This window comes from Aliiroseovarius pelagivivens (genome assembly GCF_900302485.1).
GTDB lineage: Bacteria > Pseudomonadota > Alphaproteobacteria > Rhodobacterales > Rhodobacteraceae > Aliiroseovarius > Aliiroseovarius pelagivivens.
The window spans coordinates 298,685-316,844 of the sequence record NZ_OMOI01000002.1 but is presented as its reverse complement, the minus strand read 5'-3'; the positions used below and the strand labels follow the sequence as shown (position 1 = coordinate 316,844).

Genomic DNA, 18,160 nt, shown 5'->3' with positions numbered 1-18,160 from the left:
CCTTTCATTCCGTGGGGCCGGGATGCGAGGCAAGAAAGGCCTCAAGCTCGGCGGTTGTGGGCATGGCATTGGCACAGCCGGGTTTCGATACGACGATCGAGGCACAGGCCGACCCGCGCAGAACAGCGTCGCGCAAGTTGTGGCCTGCCGCGATCGACGCAAGCAGACCAGCCATGAAACTGTCACCTGCGCCGTTTGGTTTCACGGCGGTGACGGGATAGATGCCGGTGCGGATTTCTTCGCCGCCAGCAAGGGTGATGGCGCCTTCGTGACCCATCTTGTAGATTACCATGCGCCCATCGGCGGCAAGCGCGCGGGCCTTGTCCAAGCCTTTGTCGATGCCCCCGGCCATGAAACCGAACTCTTCGTCATTTCCGACGATCAGGTCGCTTGCCTCTCCGGCGCGGGTCAGCACATCAGCGGCGACCTCGGGTGAGGTCCACGAATAGGGGCGGTAGTCGATGTCGAATATAATCGGCAGCCCGGCATCGCGTGCCTTATCGAAGGCGTGAAATGTCGCGCTACGCGAGGGTTCGGCGGCAAAGACGGTGCCGGCAGAGATCAGGGCGGTGAACGTGTTGTAATCGACCGCATCCATGTCCGACGCAGTCACCTGAAAATCAGCGGCGCCGTTGCGATAGATGACGTTCTGGAAATCTTCGATACAGCTTTCATAGACGGCCAGAGAGGTGCGGGCTTCTCCGCCCACCGACCGCACATAGGTCGTGTCCACGCCATAGTCGCGCAGACGGTTAAGGCAAAACCGGCCAACCGCATCATCCGAGACCGAGGTGACCAAAGCGGCCTCTGCCCCAAGCTTTACCAAGCCCGCGCAGATGTTGGCGGAAGACCCGCCCAGATCAGCGCGGAATGTGGCGGCGTCTTCGCTTTTGGTGCCAATCGGGTCGGCGAACATGTCCATGCCCGCACGCCCGAAGACCGCAAAACGATTGCCTTTGATGCCGTCGATCAGTGTCACGTGCGGCCCTCGGTGTTGCCCGCGCGGGCTGCGTCCAGCACCTCGGGGTAGGGATAGTTCAGCCCCAAAAGCTGGCGCATGTCCGGGCTGGCGTGATCCAGAAACTCTTTGGGAAGGGCAGCTGGCATGTCTTCCATAGGTTTGACCCATTTGGGCAAATATTGGATCAGGATGGCGCTGCGGTCGTGGTCGGCGTTGTTCGGCATCGCGCAGTGCCATGTCACGCCATAGAACAGGGCGACATCGCCAGGCTCTCCGGTCATCTGCTCGCAGCGATCAAAGAACTTGTCCTCGGGTCCGGGATAGCGCAGCTCTTTCTGTGATCCGGGTACATAGCCCGTCGCGCCGCTTTCTTTGGTGAACGGGTCCAGCAGCACCGAGACTTGCGCGTTCATTGGGAAAGAACCATTGAATCCGATCGGGTGCGTTTCGGGCTTGTGGAAATCCCAATATGGATAGTCCACATGGGGCTCCTGTCCCGGTCCGCCCGGCAAGATGCGGTTGGCTGCGATTGATCCCATGATGAATTCGGTGCCCAGAAAAGCGCGCAGGATTTCCATTAGCTTGGGGTGAGCAGCCATGCGCGAGAAGATCTCGCCCTTGCCCAGCAGGTTCCAGACCCGGCGTTGCAGGTTCAGCTTGCCCTCTTCAGCAGCGGCCCCCTGAAAATGTGTGACTTTCTCGGCTGTTTCCTCGGAATGCTCCATCACGATTGCGCGGGCTTCGGCAATCTCTTCTGGTGAGAACAGACCAGAGATGGCCACGGCGCCACCGCCATGAAGAAGTTCGTCGATGATGTCTTTCGGGTTGGCCGTTTCGGCAGTGAAGCGTTTCATCAAACACCCTTTCGTTGTTTGCTGCGCGAGGCTTCCCAATCGACATGGGCAGTGCGTACGTTTTCGTCTTCGGAGATGTGCGGAGTGCCAACTTCCCACCAGGCGTGGCCTTCGGTGGTCCAGCCCTCATAGGGATCAACATCCATCACGATCACATAGGTCTTGTCTGACGCCTTGGCGCGTTTGAACGCGTCGCCCAATTCGGCAGGGTTCGAGACTTTCTCGGCCGTCGCACCCATTGAAGACGCATGCGCCACGAAGTCGACGCCGAAGGGTTCGGCAATGGTCGGGCAGTCTTCAAGCAGATTGTTGAAGCTTTCGTTCCCCGTGTTGTTCTGCAGCTTGTTGATGACTGCGAAGCCACCATTGTCCAGAACCATGACGATCAGCTTTTTGCCGGACAGGACGCTGGAATAGATGTCCGAGTTCAGCATCATGTAAGAGCCATCACCACAGAAGGTAATCACGTCCTGATCGGGTTCCATTTGGGCTTGTGCGATGCGCGCGCCCCAAGCCCCCGCAATCTCGTATCCCATGCAGGAAAAGCCGAACTCAACGTCCACCGTACCGATGTCCAGCGTGCGCCAGTTGGCTGTCACCTCGGCAGGCAAGCCGCCAGCCGCAGCGACAACGCGGTCGCGCGTGTCACACAGCGCATTCACGACGCCGATGGCCTGTGCATAGGAACTCGGGCGGTTGCCATACGAAACATTCTCGGCAACGTAGTCGTCCCAGCTTTTCCGCACATCTTGAGCAAACGCCACCCAGTCTGCGGGTGCTTTGTAACCGCTTGCAGCGCCCAGTGCCGCAAGGCTCAGCTTCGCGTCGCCCACGACGGGCAGGGACATATGCTTGCCCGCATCATGCCGGGCTGCGTTGATCGAGATGAACTGTGCATCTTTGTCAAACGCGGTCCATGATCCGGTGGTGAAGTCCTGAAGGCGGGTACCGACCGCGACGATCACGTCTGCTTTCTCGGCCACGGCGTTGGCGCTGTCCGATCCGGTGACGCCGATGGGGCCGATGTTCAGCGGATGCTCTGCCAGCATATTGGCCCGCCCGGCGATGGTTTCGACCACGGGGATTTGATGGGCTTCGGCAAAGGCGGTCAGTTCGCTGACAGCGCGCGAGTATTGCACCCCGCCGCCTGCGATGATCATAGGACGTTCTGCGCCGGCCAAGGCAACGACCGCATCGGCGATCTCGGCTTCATCCGGCGACTGCCGACGAATGCGATGTACTTTCTTTTCAAAGAACTTGACCGGATAGTCATAGGTCCAGCCCTGTACATCCTGCGGCAGGCCGATGAAAGCTGGGCCGCAATCCGCGGGGTCCAGCAGCGTAGCAATTGCTGCGGGCAGCGATTGAATCACCTGCGCCGGGTGGCTGATACGATCCCAATAGCGGCTGACGGGTTTGAACGCGTCATTCACACCGAACGTCGGGTCGTTGAAGTGTTCCATCTGCTGCAACACCGGATCGGGCAGGCGGGTCAGGAACGTGTCACCGCACAGAAGCAACATGGGCAGGCGGTTGGCGTGGGCCAACCCGGCAGCCGTAAGAAGGTTCGCCGTGCCCGGCCCAGCACTTGCCGTGCAGAACATGAAGCGTTGGCGCACCCAAGTCTTGGCATAGCCTGCGGCTGCGAATCCCATGCTTTGTTCGTTCTGCCCGCGATACAGCGGCAGCTCGTCCCGTACGGTGTTCAGGGCCTCGCCCAGACAGGTCACATTACCATGTCCAAAGATGCCGAAGCCGCCGCCACACAGGCGCATTTCTTCTCCGTCTATTTCAATGAACTGGTTGGTAAGCCAGCGTATGATCGCCTGTGCAGTTGTCAGGCGGATGGTGTCGTCTTGCGCAGACATGTCAGCGTATCTCCCCCGGGAAAAATCGGTGCGGTGCCGAATGCGGCTTGCGAGGTTTCGATTCTCAGGATACAGTTTTTGCAACCGGTTGCAAATTGTTTTCAAACGAAAGGGACATCCACGTGACTCAGATCGGCATTGGCATTCTTGGCGGAGGCTACATGGGCAAGGCCCATGCAGTGGCTATGGCCGCCGTTGGCGCGGTGTTCGAGACCACGTTGCGACCGCGATTGGAAATGGTCTGTGCCTCGTCCCCGGACAGCGCAGAACGCTATCGCCGAGCCTATGGATTTGCGCGCGCAACAGACAATTGGCGCGCCTTGGTCGAGGATGACGCGGTCGAGGCAATCATCATTGCAACCCCGCAAGAAACGCATAGGCAAATCGCCGAGGCTGCCTTTGCGCTGGGCAAGCCGGTCTTTTGTGAAAAACCCTTGGGGGCGTCCCTGGAGGACAGTGCGGCCATGGTGTCTGCGGCCGAGGCTTCGGGCGTGACGAACATGGTCGGCTTCAACTATATCCGCACCCCGGCCAGCCAATACGCACGCGCCTTGATCGCAGCGGGCGAGATCGGGGACATCACATGGTTTCGCGGCGAACATACAGAAGATTTCTATGCCGACCCAAACGCTCCGGCAAGCTGGCGCACCAGCGGCATGGCTAACGGCACGATGGGCGACCTTGCGCCGCATATGGTGAACGCGGCGCTTGCCCTGTTGGGACCGATCGCGCGTGTCATGGCCGAGGTTGAAACCGTTCACAGTGACAGACCGGGCGGGCGCGTTACAAATGACGACCACGCTCAGATGATGTGCCGTTTTGAAAATGGTGCAATGGGGCAGATGTATTTCAGCCGCATCGCGACTGGGCGTAAAATGGGCTATGCTTACGAGATCACTGGAACCAAAGGCGCGATCCGCTTTGATCAGGAAGATCAGAATGCGCTTTGGCTGTATCGCATGGATGACCCCGAGGCCGAACGCGGCTTTCGCAAGATCCTGACCGGCCCTGCCCATCCCGACTATGAGCCCTTTTGTCAGGGGCCGGGACACGGCACCGGGTATCAGGACCAGATCATTATCGAGGCACGTGACTTCCTGCGTGCCATCGAAACCGGCGCGGATGTGTGGCCCACCTTCCGCGACGGACATGAGGTGAACCGGGTGATTGCGGCGGGGCTTGCCTCGACCGACAGTCAATCCTGGAAAGATATCAACGACTTCTGAGCATCGGAGACACTAAAAGATGAGCATCAGAATTGGCAATGCACCCTGTTCCTGGGGTGTTGAGTTTGCGGATGATCCGCGCAACCCGACGTGGCGATCTGTCCTGAAGGACTGTGCCGACGCGGGCTATAAGGGCATCGAATTGGGCCCTGTGGGGTTCATGCCCGAAGACCCCGCCGAGCTGGGCGAGGCTTTGGCCGAACATGATCTGGAACTGATCGGCGGCGTTGTGTTTCGCGCCTATCACGACCCCGACGCATGGGACGATGTTCTGGACGCCACGCACCGCACCGCGCGGGCGCTGAAGGCGCATGGCGCGCAGCATCTTGTGCTGATCGACTCGATCTCGCCGCGTCGTGCACCGACCGCTGGCCGGGCAGCCGAAGCCGAGAAAATGGACAAGGCCGAGTGGGTTGCCTATCGCGACCGCATTGCCGAAAGCGCCCGGATTGGTGCCGAAGAATATGGTCTGACCGTTGGTATCCACGCCCACGCTGCTGGCTTCATGGATTTCGAGCCAGAGCTTGAGCGTCTGCTGGACGAGGTCGACGAAAACCTTCTGAAAATCTGTTTCGACACAGGTCACCATTCTTATGCCGGGTTCGATCCTGTGGCGTTCATGAAGCGCCATGTTGGACGGATTTCCTATATGCATTTCAAAGATATCGACCCGAAGGTGAAAGCCGACGTGATCGAGAAGCGTACCGGCTTCTATGACGCCTGCGGGCAGGGGATCTTCTGTAATCTGGGCGAGGGCGACGTGGACTTCTCTGCCGTGCGTCAGGTTCTTTTGGATGCTGGGTTCGAGGGCTGGTGCACGGTCGAACAAGACTGCGACCCGACACTTGATCCGGATCCGGTGGGGGATGCCCGCAAGAACCGTGAATACCTAGAATCCATCGGCTTCAAGTAAGGAGTTCCCGATATGACGAAACTGAAATGGGGCATGATCGGTGGCGGCGAAGGCAGCCAGATTGGTCCAGCGCACCGCCTTGGCGCCCTTGCAGACGGCCGCTTCGCGTTCACGGCAGGCGCCTTGGATCACCGCCCCGATGTGGGGCGCGACTATGCGCAGCGTTTGGGCATCTCGGCTGATCGTGCCTATGGCGATTGGGAAGAGATGCTGGCAGGCGAAAAAGATCGCGACGACCGGATTGATCTTGTGACCGTTGCCACGCCCAACGCGACGCATTTCGAAATCACCAAGAGCTTTCTGGAAGCCGGTTTCAACGTGCTGTGCGAAAAGCCGATGACCATGACAGTCGAGGAAGGCGAAGAGATCGTAAAGATTGCCGAGAAATCGGGCAAGATCTGCGCCGTTAACTACTGCTACTCGGCTTATCCGATGGTCCGTCAGGCGCGTGCAATGGTGCGCGCTGGTGAAATCGGCAAGGTCCGTCTGGTCGTCACCAGCTTCAGCCATGGGCATCACGGCGACGCGACAGACGCGGACAATCCGCGTGTGCGCTGGCGCTATGACCCTGAAATGGCAGGAGTTTCCGGGCAGTTCGCCGATTGCGGCATCCATGCCTTGCACATGGCGAGCTTCATTTGTGACGACGAGGTTCAGCGCCTCTCGGCTGATTTCGCTTCGACCATTCCGTCACGGGTTCTGGAAGATGACGCCATGGTCAATTTCCGCATGGAAGGTGGCACTGTTGGGCGGCTCTGGACGTCGTCGGTGGCCATTGGCCGTCAGCACGGGTTCGACATTCAGGTGTTTGGCGAGACGGGTGGCCTGCGCTGGGCCTCTGAGCAACCCAACCAGCTGATCTACACGCCAGTTGGTGGTCGTACCCAGATCATCGAAAAGGGCGAAGGCGGGCTGCATGAAGATGCACAACGTCTAAGCCGGGTGGCGATCGCCCATCCCGAGGGCTTTCCGCTGGCCGTTGCCAATATCTATTGTGATCTGGCCGATGCCATTTCAGGTGCGGATCGCGACGGGTTGCCTAATGCGGCGGACGGTGTGCGCTCGATGGCGGCTGTTCACACGGCGGTGGCTTCGGCCAAGGATGGCGGCACCTGGATGGACGCTCGCCCACCGATGTTCCGATAAGTTTACGGGGCGGGGCGCAAGGTGTCCCGCTCGACGACCGAACAGGGGAAAATGCGGGCCTCGGGATAGCGATCCGGTTCGTCCAACATGGCAACCATCAACTCGATCGACGAGGTCACGATCTGCCGGATTGGCTGGTGGATGGTGGTCAGATTGATGTTTTCCCAACGCGCCATTTCCATGTCGTTCAGGCCGATAATTCCGATGTCATCGGGAACTTGCAGATTGCTGTCCTTGATCGCGGAAAGCGCGCCGATCGATAGAACGTCATCGCCGCAGAAATAGGCTTGTGCAGGATTTGATTTCACCAAGCGCAACATTTCCTTCCGTCCGGCTTCGAAGGAATAGGCCTCGGCAAAGGAATGTGTGGTTTGGATGTTGGGGTGCTTGGTCATCTCTGACATGAACCCGGCATGTCGGTCTTGTGTGGACGTTGCGTCCTCGGGACCGCCCATGAACCCCACATGTGAGTAACCACGCGCAATGAGGGTCTGAGCTGCCATGCGCCCACATTCCACGTTGTCGATTCCGACAACATGAACCTGCGGCGCGGATGATGACCTGCCGAAGCTGTGCACAACCGGAACGCCTGCGTCACGAAACGCCTTGGCAAAGCCTGGCGGCAAGGTGGACGACGCCACGACCACTCCATCAACGGAATACTGGCGTAACATGCGCACCGAGTGTTCGGGGTCAGTTTCGTCGGTCAAGTTTACCAGAAGCGGGCGCAAGCCGCGATCCTGCAAGCCCCGTGTGAACAGGTCGAACACTTCAAGGAAAATCGGGTTGTGAAAGTTGTTCGAGACTAGACCGATCAACTTTGTACGACCCGTGGTCAGCGAGGACGCCAATGCGTTTGGGCTGTATCCCAGCTCGCGCGCGGCTTTCTCGACCTTGCGGCGCATTTTGTCGGAAACAGAAGCGCCATCGGTGAAAGTGCGCGATACTGCGGAACGGGAAACGCCTGCGCGTTCTGCAACCTCTTTCAACGTAACGGCCATGTTCTGCGTGCCTTCTTAACTTGCCTCTTCGATCCTTTTAGCGCGTTTTCTCTGTCTCTGCAGCTTGAAACCATCCGGATCATTTTGCAACCGGTTGCAAAATGACGTTGAATGTGCTTTAATTCGAGTCGGAGAGGCGGGGAGGACCGCTCTCGCACCGGAAATAAGGTGAATTTTTGGGAGGAAATCATGACTTCACTTACGAAGAAACTCGCGCTTGTGGCTGCCGTTGCCGCAGCGCCGCTGATGGCGGCGACCGCGGCCTCGGCCGAAGGCGAGAAATACATTCTTGTTAGCCACGCGCCTGACAGCGACAGCTGGTGGAACACGATTAAGAACGGCATCGCACTTGCTGGCGAGCAGATGGGTGTAGAGGTTGAATACCGTAACCCGCCCACCGGTGACCTGGCCGACATGGCTCGCATCATCGAACAAGCCTCGGCATCTGGCCCGAATGGCATCATCACCACGCTGGCGGACTACGACGTCCTCTCTGGCCCGATTAAGTCGGCTGTAGACAGCGGTGTGGACGTGATCATCATGAACACCGGTTCGCCCGAGCAGGCCCGCGAAGTAGGGGCCCTGATGTATGTGGGTCAGCCAGAATATGACGCTGGTTATGCCGCAGGTCTGCGCGCCAAGGGCGACGGCATCGGCAGCTTTTTGTGCGTGAACCACTATATCGTGCAGCCGTCCTCGCAAGAGCGTTGCCAGGGCTTTGCTGACGGACTGGGTATCGATCTTGGCACCCAGATGATCGACGCCGGCCAAGACCCGGCCGAGGTCAAAAACCGCGTGCTGGCCTATCTGTCGGCCAACCCGGATACGGACGCCGTTCTGACGCTTGGGCCGACCAGTGCCGATCCAACACTTCTTGCGCTGGAAGAAAACGGTATGGCCGGTGACATCTATTTCGGTACCTTCGATCTGGGTGGCGAAATCGTCAAAGGCATTAAAGCTGGCGTGATCCAGTGGGGCATCGACCAACAGCCCTTCCTGCAGGCCTACCTGCCTGTTGTCGTGATGACCAATTACCATCGCTATGGCGTTCTGCCGGGCAACAACATCAACTCTGGCCCCGGCTTCGTTACTGCCGACGGTCTTGAGAAGATTGAGATGTTTGCAGGCGAATACCGCTGATATTCTCCCAAAGGGCGGCCGGAGCAATTTGGCCGCCCTTTTTCCATCCTGAATAAGGACACAGAGGCACACCATGTCCAATGCACCCACCGAAACTGCGGTCGACGAAAGGATCAAGACACGATCCCGCTTCCGCGAAGCGATGATCCGCCCTGAACTTGGCGGGATTGTCGGCACCGTCGCCGTCTTTACATTCTTTCTGCTGTTTGCGTTCGACAGTGGCATGTTCAACAGCCAAGGCATCATGAACTGGTCGACTGTTTCGGCCCAATTCATGATCATCGCAGTAGGCGCCTGCCTTCTGATGATTGCAGGCGAGTTTGACCTCTCGGTTGGCTCAATGATCGGCTTCGCAGGAATGCTGATCGCAATCTTCAGCGTGACTCTTGGCTGGCCGGTTTGGCTGGCGATCATGATCACGTTTGTGATGTGTACAGCGATTGGCGGATTGAACGGCTACATTGTGATCCGCACCGGGTTGCCAAGCTTCATCGTGACGCTGGCCTTCCTGTTCATCCTGCGTGGCTTTGCGATTTTCCTGCCGCAAGTGATCGAGCGTAAAACCATCATCGGTGGGATCAAAGATGTCGCCGAGGGGGATTGGCTTGCGCCGATTTTTGGCGGCAAGATACTTACCGGCCTATTCCAGTGGATGGGCGACGCGGGCGTCATCGCCGTGTTCGAGCGCGGCACACGTAAAGGCCAGCCAGTAGTTGATGGCATTCCGATGTTGATTATTTGGGCCATCGTCCTCGTCATCTTTGGTCATATTCTTTTGACCAAGACCAAGTTCGGTAACTGGATTTTCGCCGCAGGGGGCGACGCCGAAGCTGCCCGCAACTCGGGTGTTCCGGTCAACAAGGTTAAGGTCCTCATGTTCATGTTCACCGCATTCTGCGCCACTGTGTTTGCAGTTTGTCAGGTGATGGAGTTCGGATCGGCTGGTGCTGACCGCGGGCTTCTGAAAGAATTTGAGGCGATCATCGCCGTGGTCATCGGTGGCGCGTTGCTGACAGGTGGATACGGGTCGGTTCTTGGCGCAGCCCTTGGCGCGTTGATCTTTGGTGTCGTTCAGCAGGGTTTGTTCTTTGCGGGCGTCGAAAGCAGCCTGTTCCGCGTGTTCCTGGGGGTGATCCTTCTGGGCGCCGTGATCCTGAACACATACATTCGCCGCATCATCACGGGGGAGCGTTGATATGAATCCGGAAAAAGCTCCAATCATCCAGATGAAGAATATCGAGAAGCACTTTGGTAGCGTGATCGCGCTGGCTGGTGTCTCGCTCGAAGTCTTCCCTGGGGAATGCCATTGCCTTCTAGGCGACAACGGCGCCGGCAAATCAACCTTCATCAAGACCATGTCTGGCGTGCATCAGCCGACCCATGGCGAGATCCATTTCGAAGGCAAGCCGATGAGTTTTGGCGACCCACGTGATGCGATCACCGCGGGGATTGCGACCGTGCACCAGCACCTTGCCATGATCCCCCTGATGTCGGTCAGCCGTAACTTCTTCATGGGCAATGAGCCGGTAAAGAAGGTCGGGCCAATGAACTTCTTTGACCACGAACATGCCAATACGGTCACCATGGACGAGATGCGCAAAATGGGCATCAACCTGCGTGGACCAGATCAGGCTGTGGGCACCCTTTCGGGTGGCGAGCGCCAAACGGTTGCCATTGCACGTGCTGTGCATTTTGGCGCCAAGGTGTTGATCCTGGACGAACCGACCTCAGCTCTGGGTGTACGCCAGACCGCGAACGTTCTGGCCACGATCGACAGAGTGCGCAAGCAGGGCATCGCTGTGGTGTTCATCACGCACAACGTCCGTCATGCGATGGCTGTCGGGGACCGGTTCACCGTTCTAAACCGTGGCCAGACACTGGGTACGGCGCAGCGCGGGCAGATCACGCCCGAAGAGTTGCAGGATCTGATGGCAGGCGGTCAGGAACTTGTCGCCCTTGAGGGTAGCCTAGGCGGCACAGTTTAAAAGCAGACGTCCATAATCCTGGTTCGAGCCAGGTTGTAAGGACATTGAGCGGCACCCGTTGTTCCTAGGAACGGCGGGTGCTGCGTCGTTGTATCTTGTAGGTGTATTGGCGGTTCACGACGGGCCGTTCACTGTTTTCGGAGGCATGAGCCGTCTGCTTACTCCTGCATTGAGGGCGAAGTGCTGAAGTTCAGTGTGGGTGCTTTGTCACCGGTCTTCTCGGCATAAGCTGACGCACCGCAAGGGCCGATCGTCACCGCAGCAAGCCGCCCCATCACCTGTATGAATTGTCGACCTGTCACCCGTGGTAAGATGATTTTGGTGTTTCCCATGAATTCCGCGTGTGCATTACGAATACGGCAGGAAGTACTGGCGGCAACGGTGCGACGCTGTATGACTTTACCTTGCGGCAATTATTTTCTGGAGAGCGTTGGAAAATCGCTTTAGTTAAGAAGTGGTTCAAAAACAGAATTTTACCGCTGCTTGTGGTAGGTACAGGAGTGAAACAAATTGCCAAATGCGCACGCTCGGGAACCTGCCGAACGAACAATACTGGATTGGATAGAAGACAATGCATCCAAGTACCCAGATGCGCCGGCGCTTTTTGACATCTCGGGTTCTGTACGGTTGAGCTACACCGATCTGGCCGAGCGTGTCAGCACGCTTGCCCATGAATTTCGCGAATTTGGCATCGGTCGTAACACTCGGGTTGCGGTTTCCATGACGGATGGGCCGGAAACACTCACGATCCTTCTTGCCTTGATGAGCATCGCCGCTGTGATGCCAATTCATCCAGCCGCCGCAGCCGAGACCGTCGATGCGCTTGTCGACAAATTGGACATCTCGGTCGTCGTGGGTGCGCACAGGCCAGCCTCGGCAGCATGGAAAATCGCGGCGTCGCGGAACCTTTGCTATATTGAAGTTGAGAGCGCGCCTTCCAGAGCAGAAGGCGTTCTTCTAAAACCCCATGGCACGATTGCAGAACCGTCGCGAGAGCTGGCCGGGCTTGATGATGTGGCGCTCTACATCTCGACATCGGGGACGACGGGGAATTCTTCGGTGGTCGCGATTACTCAGCGCAGCCTTGATCGCAATATCTCGACACATGGCGCGTTGAATAACTATGGTCCGGGTGATCGCGCAGTGTGCGTGATGAACTTCACCTATCTCTTTGCTTATGTGCGTGCTTCGCTGCCCATACTTCGGTTCGGAGGCGCCGTAATCGTGGCGCCGGGCTATCGCTTCGCAGACATGCAACGATGCTGTGAAAACCTTAAGCCGACCAGTTTGGCCGCCACTCCAACGATCATCCAGAAACTGATCACGGACAGCGAAACCAGAGGCTGGCGGCCGGGGCCGGATGTGCTGCGAAAATTCCATGCAACGGGCGAGGCAATTCCGGACACTCTGCGGGCGCGACTGCGCGCGGTCTATGATGCAAGCCTTGGGACGAATTATGGGATGACCGAGGTGTCACCGCAGGTGGCGTATTGCAGGCCCGAGGATCAGTTGGATCTCGGCGCGGTTGGGAAGATCGCACTGCCATGGCAGGTTGATATCGTTGGCGAAAATGGCACCGTCATGCCCATCGGCGCTGTCGGCCGCATTGCTCTTAGGGGGGGCTATGTAAACGCAATCGTCGGAATGGAGAAGGAGACGCGTTTCGATCAAGATGGGCGCTTCCTGACGGGTGATCGAGGGTTCATTAACGACGCCGGCATCCTGTTCGTTGCCGGGCGTGCTGATGAAGTCATCAACCGCGGCGGCGAGAAGATGGACCCCAAGGTGATCGAGCAGTCGCTGGACCGCGATCCTGATGTGGTGCGGTCGGTCGTCTTTGGTTTGCCTGATCCCAAGCTGGGCCAGAAGATTGCTGCACTGATCGTTTTACGAGAAGGAGCAACGCGGAGCGTTCAGGACATCCGTGTGTCTGTTGGCGCTCAGATCACGGGCTGGGGAATGCCAGAGCGGCTTTTCGTCGTTCCTGACATCCCTACCAACTCGAATGGCAAGGTATCACGGCGCGACCTTTCTTTGCGATATGCGGATGAGTGAGCCGGACACCACAATTCTTGCTTCAGGCACGTCAGAGGCCATTCAGGAAGAGCTGCTTTCCGTGTTCCGCAATGCGATAGGGCGCCCGGATTTCAAAGCCGACGAGGGTTTTCTTGATGCGGGCGGCGACTCTCTGACGGTTATCGAAACCATTCTTGAAATAGAGCAGCAATATGGTGTTGCGCTGTCGGCGGCCGAGTTCATGGCGCTCGATACAGCAGAAAACCTTGCTCGGCGCATCGTGTCTGCGATGCAGGAAAATGATGCAGAGGCCGGTATCGCGTCTGCATCAGATGTCGACGACAGAACGATGCTTTCGGTTGTGCAGGAAGGGGAGGATGCCCTTCCTTTGGTGTGTGCATACGGGATGAATGGCGAGGCGGCCTATGCTGTGACGGCAGCAGGGTTTTTCCCGGCGAAACAGCCAGTCGCAGCCCTTCAGGTCCGTACAGACAAGGTAACGAGCGACAAGATGCGATCGTTCCGGGATCTGGCAAAATGCGACGCCGAGAAGATTCTTCAACAGTATCCGGACCGTCGATGTGTGCTTCTGGGCCACTCGCTTGGTGCCCATGTTGCGCTTGCGGTTGGCCATGAACTTGCCCAGCGTGGATGCCCCCCAGCCTTAATTGTTGTTCTGGACGATGAGGCCGATCTTGACCGCCGCTACTTCGGCGCATTGCAAGGAACCCCCCGGACCAACGGTATCAGGGGTACTCTGAAAGCCGCGTTGAAATGCACGCCTGCCCAACCCATTGCCTCGCGTCTGGTCTACGTTCGTTCAGCAGAGAACGATGCACTTTACCGATCTAGTCCAACATGCGGATGGGACGAAATCGCAACGGGGGGCGTCACGTGTTACGACCTTCCCTTCCACCATTTCAAAATCAATAGGAAGCATAGTTGGTGCCAGATCGCGCCACTTCTGCTGGACGAGATCAATGCGCCCAATCCGCAAGCGCCGATGCCGGACGAGGCTCAGATCCTTCGCTATACGGCACGTTGCGCCGCGCGTGAGGGGGATCTTTCAAAAGAGATTTCTCTTCTGACACAGGCGATTGGCAACGACGAAGATCAACCCGTCTGGGTGTACGCCAATCTTGCGGAAGCGTTGTTCCAAAAAGGCGACACCGCAGCAGCGCTTGCCGCTCTCTCGCAGGCGCGCCGTCGAGAGACTTGGCAACTTTCGTTGGATCTTCGTTTCCTGTCCGAATTTCAGAAACCCGGGCGTGAGGCCGAGCGTGAGGATGTGTTGCGACGGCTTGCAGCTTTGAAGGCAGATCACCCGTCTGTTCACGAACAGAAGGCAAGGGCGTATTTTCGTCTGGGGCTTGATCAAGAGTGCGAGCGCGAGTTGAGGGCAGGGCTTGCCATGCAGCCATCACATCTTCAATTGTCTCGCCTGTTTGCCCGGTACCTGTATCGTATCGCTGCATGGCCAGAGTTGATCGCGACGGCTGAACCGCTGCTCGAAGAATATCCTGTTGGTGCGCTTGTTCTGACGCCTCTTATTACGGCCTACATAAAGACAGGATCTCCGGAACGGGCTTTGCGTTTCCGTGATGAAATCATGGCGCGGGAAGAGCCTGACCGTGACGAACTTGTTGTCCTTGGCAGGGCACTGTTTCGCTGCGATCGAATGTCCGAAGCGCTTGATGCTGTCGACATGGCTCTAACAGTGAAGGCATCCCACCCGAATACTCATTCCCTGCGCAGCAAGTGCCTTAAGTCGTTGGGTCGCCATTCGGAAGCCGCCGCTGCAAGGAATGTGGCGAACAGTTTGCGGCGCAAGAAAACGAAGGCGCGCGCAGCGATCGTCGGCCCGCAGAGGAAGAAGGGCTATCTGGCATCTACAATCAGACGCCTGCTTGGAACTTAGAAAAACATGAGGGCCCTGCGTTCTAAAAGCGGAAGGGCGACCCGATGGGCCGCCCTTCCTTTTCTGCGCCCGTGAGTGGGGGGGATTAGGCCGCAGAAATGGCTTCGTGTTTTTCATCGCGTTTGAAGAACACGTAGTAGAACACCGGAGCGGCGACCAGCGTCAGGACCGACGCGAAGGCCAGACCGCCCATGATGGTGACTGACATCGAGACGAAGAAGGCGTCGCTTAGCAGCGGTGCCATGCCAAGGATGGTGGTCACGGCGGCAAGAACCACCGGGCGCACCCTTGACGCCGAGGCCTCGATGATTGCGGGGCGCAGGGCTTTACCTTCGGCGCGGACAAGGTCGATTTCCTCGACCAGCACGATGCCATTCTTGATCAGCATCCCCGACAGGCTGAGTAGACCCAGAAGTGCGGTGAAGCTGAAGGGCAGACCCGTGCCAAGCAGTCCGACCACAACACCATTCACCGACATCGGGACCAGAAGCCAGATGATGATCGGTTGACGGATCGCGTTGAACAGCAGGATCGAGATCATCACCATGATCAGAAGGCTGACTGGAAGCTGTGCCCCAAGGCTGGCTTGGGCGTCACGCGAGTTCTCGAACTCGCCACCCCATTCCAGGGTGTAACCTGCGGGAAGCGGCATGGCCTCGATCGCGGCGCGAATTTCGGAATGGGCCTGTGCGGCGGTCACGTTCGGCACCACATCCGCCCCGACCGAGATTGTGGGAACGCGGTTGCGGCGGTGCACAAGGGTGTTTTCCGTACGCACCTCGAACCCGTCCGTCACCTGTTCAATCGGCAAATGGCTGCCTGCAACCGGGGAGTAAACAAGCTGATCATAGATGTTGAACGGCTCTTCCTGTGGTCTACGCATGATGATCGGGATCTGCCGCTCGCGCTCGCGATAGACACCCACGCGCTGCCCATCCGTCGCAAACAGAAGGGTCGCGGCGATGTCTTCACGGTTCACACCGGCCGTCTGGGCGCGTTCGGTGGCGTAGATCGGCTTGATCACCAATTCCTGCTCGCGCCAGTCGGTACGCAGGTTCTGCAGACTGTCCGAGTTCTCACGCATGATTTGCGCGGCTTGGTTCGCCAGTTCACGCAGAACCTTTGGATCATTGCCCGAGAAGCGTGCCTGAATGGGATCCCCGCCGCCCGGTCCGAAGACCAGACGCTGCACGCGGAATTCAGCCTGCGGGAAGGTTTCCTTGCCGAAGCTTTCAAGCCGCGCGTGCAGATCGGGAATGTCGTCCAAAATCTCGGTGCGGATGATCAGGTGACCATAGCTTTGATTGTCCTTGCCGCCGTCATAGGTCAGCATGAAACGCGAAGCTCCGCGTCCAGCATAGGATGCAACCGACACCACCTTGTCCTGCTCAAGCAGCCATTCCTCCATTTGTGCCAGATCGTCCGACACCTGATGGATCGAGCTGCCCTGCGGGAGCGTGTAGTAGACGAAGAACAGAGGCGTGTTCGAGTTCGGGAAGAACTGCTGTTTCACCTGACCAAAGCCTGCGAAACAAACCACCGTGATGGCCACTAGCGCAGCGATCACCATCCAACGCGCCGACAGCGCCAGATCGAGCGTCCGTTTGTACAGGCGGAAGAATGGCCCGTTATAGGCGTCCTCGGGGTTCTGATTGTCATGTTTGAACAGATAGTGGCCCAGCAGGGGGGTCACAGTCAGTGCCAGCACCCATGACAGAAGCAGCGAAATACCGATCACGGCGAACAGCGAGAACAGGAACTCCCCGGTCGAATCCGGCGACAGGCCGATACCCGCAAAGGCCATGATGCCGATGACGGTCGCGCCCAGAAGCGGGATTTGCGTCTTCTTTGCAGCGTCATCTGCGGCTTCGCGTGAATTCCGGCCACGCAGCATCGAGATTTGCATCCCTTCCGCCACAACGATTGCGTTGTCCACCAGCATCCCCATCGCGATGATCAGGGCGCCCAATGAAATCCGCTCCATCTCGATGGAAAAGAGCCACATGAACAGGATGGTGCCCACCACGGTAAGCAAAAGCGTGGAGCCAATCACGATGGCCGCACGCCAACCCATGAAAGCGCCCAGCACGATGATCACGATCCCCACGGACATCGCGAGGTTCACAAGAAAGTCGTTCGAGCTTTGCTCAACCACCAAGTGCTGTTGATAGATCGGCTGCAGGTCAATCCCGTGCGGGATGCTTTCGCCAAGCTGCGCCAGACGCGCGTCAACGCGGTGACCGACTTCGACAATGTCTTCGCTTTCAAGGCCCGCAATCGCGATTGTGAAGGCCTCTTGCCCGTTGAAACGGATCATCTGGTCGGGGTTTGCCTCGCGTTCGCGGGATACATGCGCAATGTCTGCGACGTTCACCAGCACACCGTTTACGCCCACGTTCAGGGACGCAATGTCACCGATTGTTTCCGAGCCCTCGGGGGCGCGGAACATGGTGCGGCCCGAGCTGTTGTCCAGCCCGCCCGCAGATGCGACCGAGTTGGATGTCGACACGGCCCCGGCAATCGCATTCGGCGGAATGCCCTGATTGACGGCCAATGTCATGTTGGGTTCGATATAGATCACTTCGGCCGGAAGCCCCGCCAGATCCACGTCGGCAACGCCATCTACGACCAGCAGTTCGCGGCGCAGGAAGGTGGCCAGTTCGTGCCGTTCGGCATCGGTGAAGCCGGGGCTGGTGACGGCATAGTACAGGCCGAACACATCCCCGAAACTGTCGTTCACGAAAGGCGTCATCGCCCCGGATGGAAGATTGCGTGAAGTGTCACGGATTTTTGCGCGAAGCCGTGTCCAGATGTCCGGCAAAGCATCGGCCGGGTAGGTCGACTTGATTTCGATATCAATGCGGCTTTCGCCCGGACGGTTGGTCGAGGTGATCTTGTCGACCTCCTCCATCTTCTGAAGGGCGCTTTCCAGCGGTTCAGACACTTCTGTCGCGACCTGCTCGGCGCTGGCGCCGGGGTATTGGGTGACCACAACGGCCTGCTTGATGGTGAAGGCAGGATCCTCAAGGCGACCCAGATTGAAAAAGCCGTAGGTTCCCCCAAACAGCATGGTGAGGATGATCAGCCACGTATAAAGCGGCTTCTCGATCGAGGCGCGGGCGATGTTCAACA

Annotated in this window: 13 protein-coding genes; 8 read left to right on the top strand and 5 right to left on the bottom strand. The window is 58.2% G+C overall.

The genetic code is table 11. The features are described from left to right. Positions 1–4 precede the first annotated feature (4 nt). From iolC to iolD, 3 genes are read right to left on the bottom strand one after another with little or no spacing between them, the layout of a single operon-like run. Positions 5–979 carry a 5-dehydro-2-deoxygluconokinase gene (gene iolC / locus ALP8811_RS13715; protein ID WP_108857827.1) on the bottom strand — a complete coding sequence of 325 codons (975 nt, stop codon included), beginning with the start codon at positions 977–979 and terminating at the stop codon, positions 5–7. Continuing rightward, positions 976–1,815: a phytanoyl-CoA dioxygenase family protein gene (locus ALP8811_RS13710; protein WP_108857826.1), complete on the bottom strand. Its 840-nt coding sequence runs from the start codon at positions 1,813–1,815 to the stop codon at positions 976–978. The genes iolC and ALP8811_RS13710 overlap by 4 nt, the downstream gene beginning before the upstream one ends. After that, positions 1,815–3,683, bottom strand: a complete 1,869-nt coding sequence (gene iolD, locus ALP8811_RS13705; RefSeq protein ID WP_108857825.1) for a 3D-(3,5/4)-trihydroxycyclohexane-1,2-dione acylhydrolase (decyclizing) — start codon at positions 3,681–3,683, stop codon at positions 1,815–1,817. Before iolD ends, ALP8811_RS13710 begins: the two co-directional genes overlap by 1 nt. A 122-nt stretch (positions 3,684–3,805) precedes the next feature. Between iolD and ALP8811_RS13700 the strand changes: the two genes are divergently transcribed. From ALP8811_RS13700 to ALP8811_RS13690, 3 genes are read left to right on the top strand one after another with little or no spacing between them, the layout of a single operon-like run. Beyond that, positions 3,806–4,909 carry a Gfo/Idh/MocA family protein gene (locus ALP8811_RS13700; protein ID WP_181363776.1) on the top strand — a complete coding sequence of 368 codons (1,104 nt, stop codon included), beginning with the start codon at positions 3,806–3,808 and terminating at the stop codon, positions 4,907–4,909. A 19-nt stretch (positions 4,910–4,928) separates the two neighbouring features. Then, positions 4,929–5,822 carry a TIM barrel protein gene (locus ALP8811_RS13695; protein WP_108857823.1) on the top strand — a complete coding sequence of 298 codons (894 nt, stop codon included), beginning with the start codon at positions 4,929–4,931 and terminating at the stop codon, positions 5,820–5,822. A 12-nt stretch (positions 5,823–5,834) separates the two neighbouring features. After that, on the top strand, positions 5,835–6,968 hold the full coding sequence (locus tag ALP8811_RS13690; protein WP_108857822.1) for a Gfo/Idh/MocA family protein: 1,134 nt from the start codon (positions 5,835–5,837) through the stop codon (positions 6,966–6,968). Positions 6,969–6,970: 2 nt separating this feature from the next. Here the strand turns inward: ALP8811_RS13690 and ALP8811_RS13685 are convergent, their stop codons facing one another. Next, positions 6,971–7,969: a LacI family DNA-binding transcriptional regulator gene (locus tag ALP8811_RS13685; protein ID WP_108857821.1), complete on the bottom strand. Its 999-nt coding sequence runs from the start codon at positions 7,967–7,969 to the stop codon at positions 6,971–6,973. A gap of 189 nt (positions 7,970–8,158) precedes the next feature. Between ALP8811_RS13685 and ALP8811_RS13680 the strand changes: the two genes are divergently transcribed. From ALP8811_RS13680 to ALP8811_RS13660, 5 genes are all read left to right on the top strand, one after another. Further along, the gene (locus ALP8811_RS13680) at positions 8,159–9,109 is read left to right on the top strand and encodes a sugar ABC transporter substrate-binding protein (protein WP_108857820.1); all 951 of its coding nucleotides are present in this window, start codon (positions 8,159–8,161) and stop codon (positions 9,107–9,109) included. 73 nt (positions 9,110–9,182) lie between these two features. Further along, positions 9,183–10,304, top strand: a complete 1,122-nt coding sequence (locus tag ALP8811_RS13675; protein WP_108857819.1) for an ABC transporter permease — start codon at positions 9,183–9,185, stop codon at positions 10,302–10,304. A 1-nt stretch (position 10,305) separates the two neighbouring features. Then, complete coding sequence (locus ALP8811_RS13670; protein ID WP_108857818.1) at positions 10,306–11,094, top strand: ATP-binding cassette domain-containing protein; 789 nt, start codon at positions 10,306–10,308, stop codon at positions 11,092–11,094. 510 nt (positions 11,095–11,604) lie between these two features. Then, positions 11,605–13,149, top strand: coding sequence for a class I adenylate-forming enzyme family protein (locus tag ALP8811_RS13665; protein WP_108857817.1), 1,545 nt, complete (start codon positions 11,605–11,607; stop codon positions 13,147–13,149). Beyond that, a complete protein-coding gene (locus ALP8811_RS13660; protein WP_181363775.1) occupies positions 13,142–15,028 on the top strand; it encodes a phosphopantetheine-binding protein in 1,887 nt (628 codons plus the stop codon). The genes ALP8811_RS13665 and ALP8811_RS13660 overlap by 8 nt, the downstream gene beginning before the upstream one ends. A gap of 85 nt (positions 15,029–15,113) precedes the next feature. Here the strand turns inward: ALP8811_RS13660 and ALP8811_RS13655 are convergent, their stop codons facing one another. Beyond that, the gene (locus ALP8811_RS13655) at positions 15,114–18,158 is read right to left on the bottom strand and encodes an efflux RND transporter permease subunit (RefSeq protein ID WP_108858294.1); all 3,045 of its coding nucleotides are present in this window, start codon (positions 18,156–18,158) and stop codon (positions 15,114–15,116) included. Positions 18,159–18,160 lie beyond the last annotated feature (2 nt).

Excerpts from the sequence above, each read along its gene's own strand:
- ALP8811_RS13710 (WP_108857826.1), bottom strand. The coding sequence starts at position 1,815 with ATGAAACGCTTCACTGCCGAAACGGCCAACCCGAAAGACATCATCGAC.
- iolD (WP_108857825.1), bottom strand. The coding sequence starts at position 3,683 with ATGTCTGCGCAAGACGACACCATCCGCCTGACAACTGCACAGGCGATC.
- ALP8811_RS13695 (WP_108857823.1), top strand. The coding sequence starts at position 4,929 with ATGAGCATCAGAATTGGCAATGCACCCTGTTCCTGGGGTGTTGAGTTT.
- ALP8811_RS13690 (WP_108857822.1), top strand. The coding sequence starts at position 5,835 with ATGACGAAACTGAAATGGGGCATGATCGGTGGCGGCGAAGGCAGCCAG.
- ALP8811_RS13685 (WP_108857821.1), bottom strand. The coding sequence starts at position 7,969 with ATGGCCGTTACGTTGAAAGAGGTTGCAGAACGCGCAGGCGTTTCCCGT.
- ALP8811_RS13680 (WP_108857820.1), top strand. The coding sequence starts at position 8,159 with ATGACTTCACTTACGAAGAAACTCGCGCTTGTGGCTGCCGTTGCCGCA.
- ALP8811_RS13675 (WP_108857819.1), top strand. The coding sequence starts at position 9,183 with ATGTCCAATGCACCCACCGAAACTGCGGTCGACGAAAGGATCAAGACA.
- ALP8811_RS13670 (WP_108857818.1), top strand. The coding sequence starts at position 10,306 with ATGAATCCGGAAAAAGCTCCAATCATCCAGATGAAGAATATCGAGAAG.
- ALP8811_RS13660 (WP_181363775.1), top strand. The coding sequence starts at position 13,142 with ATGAGTGAGCCGGACACCACAATTCTTGCTTCAGGCACGTCAGAGGCC.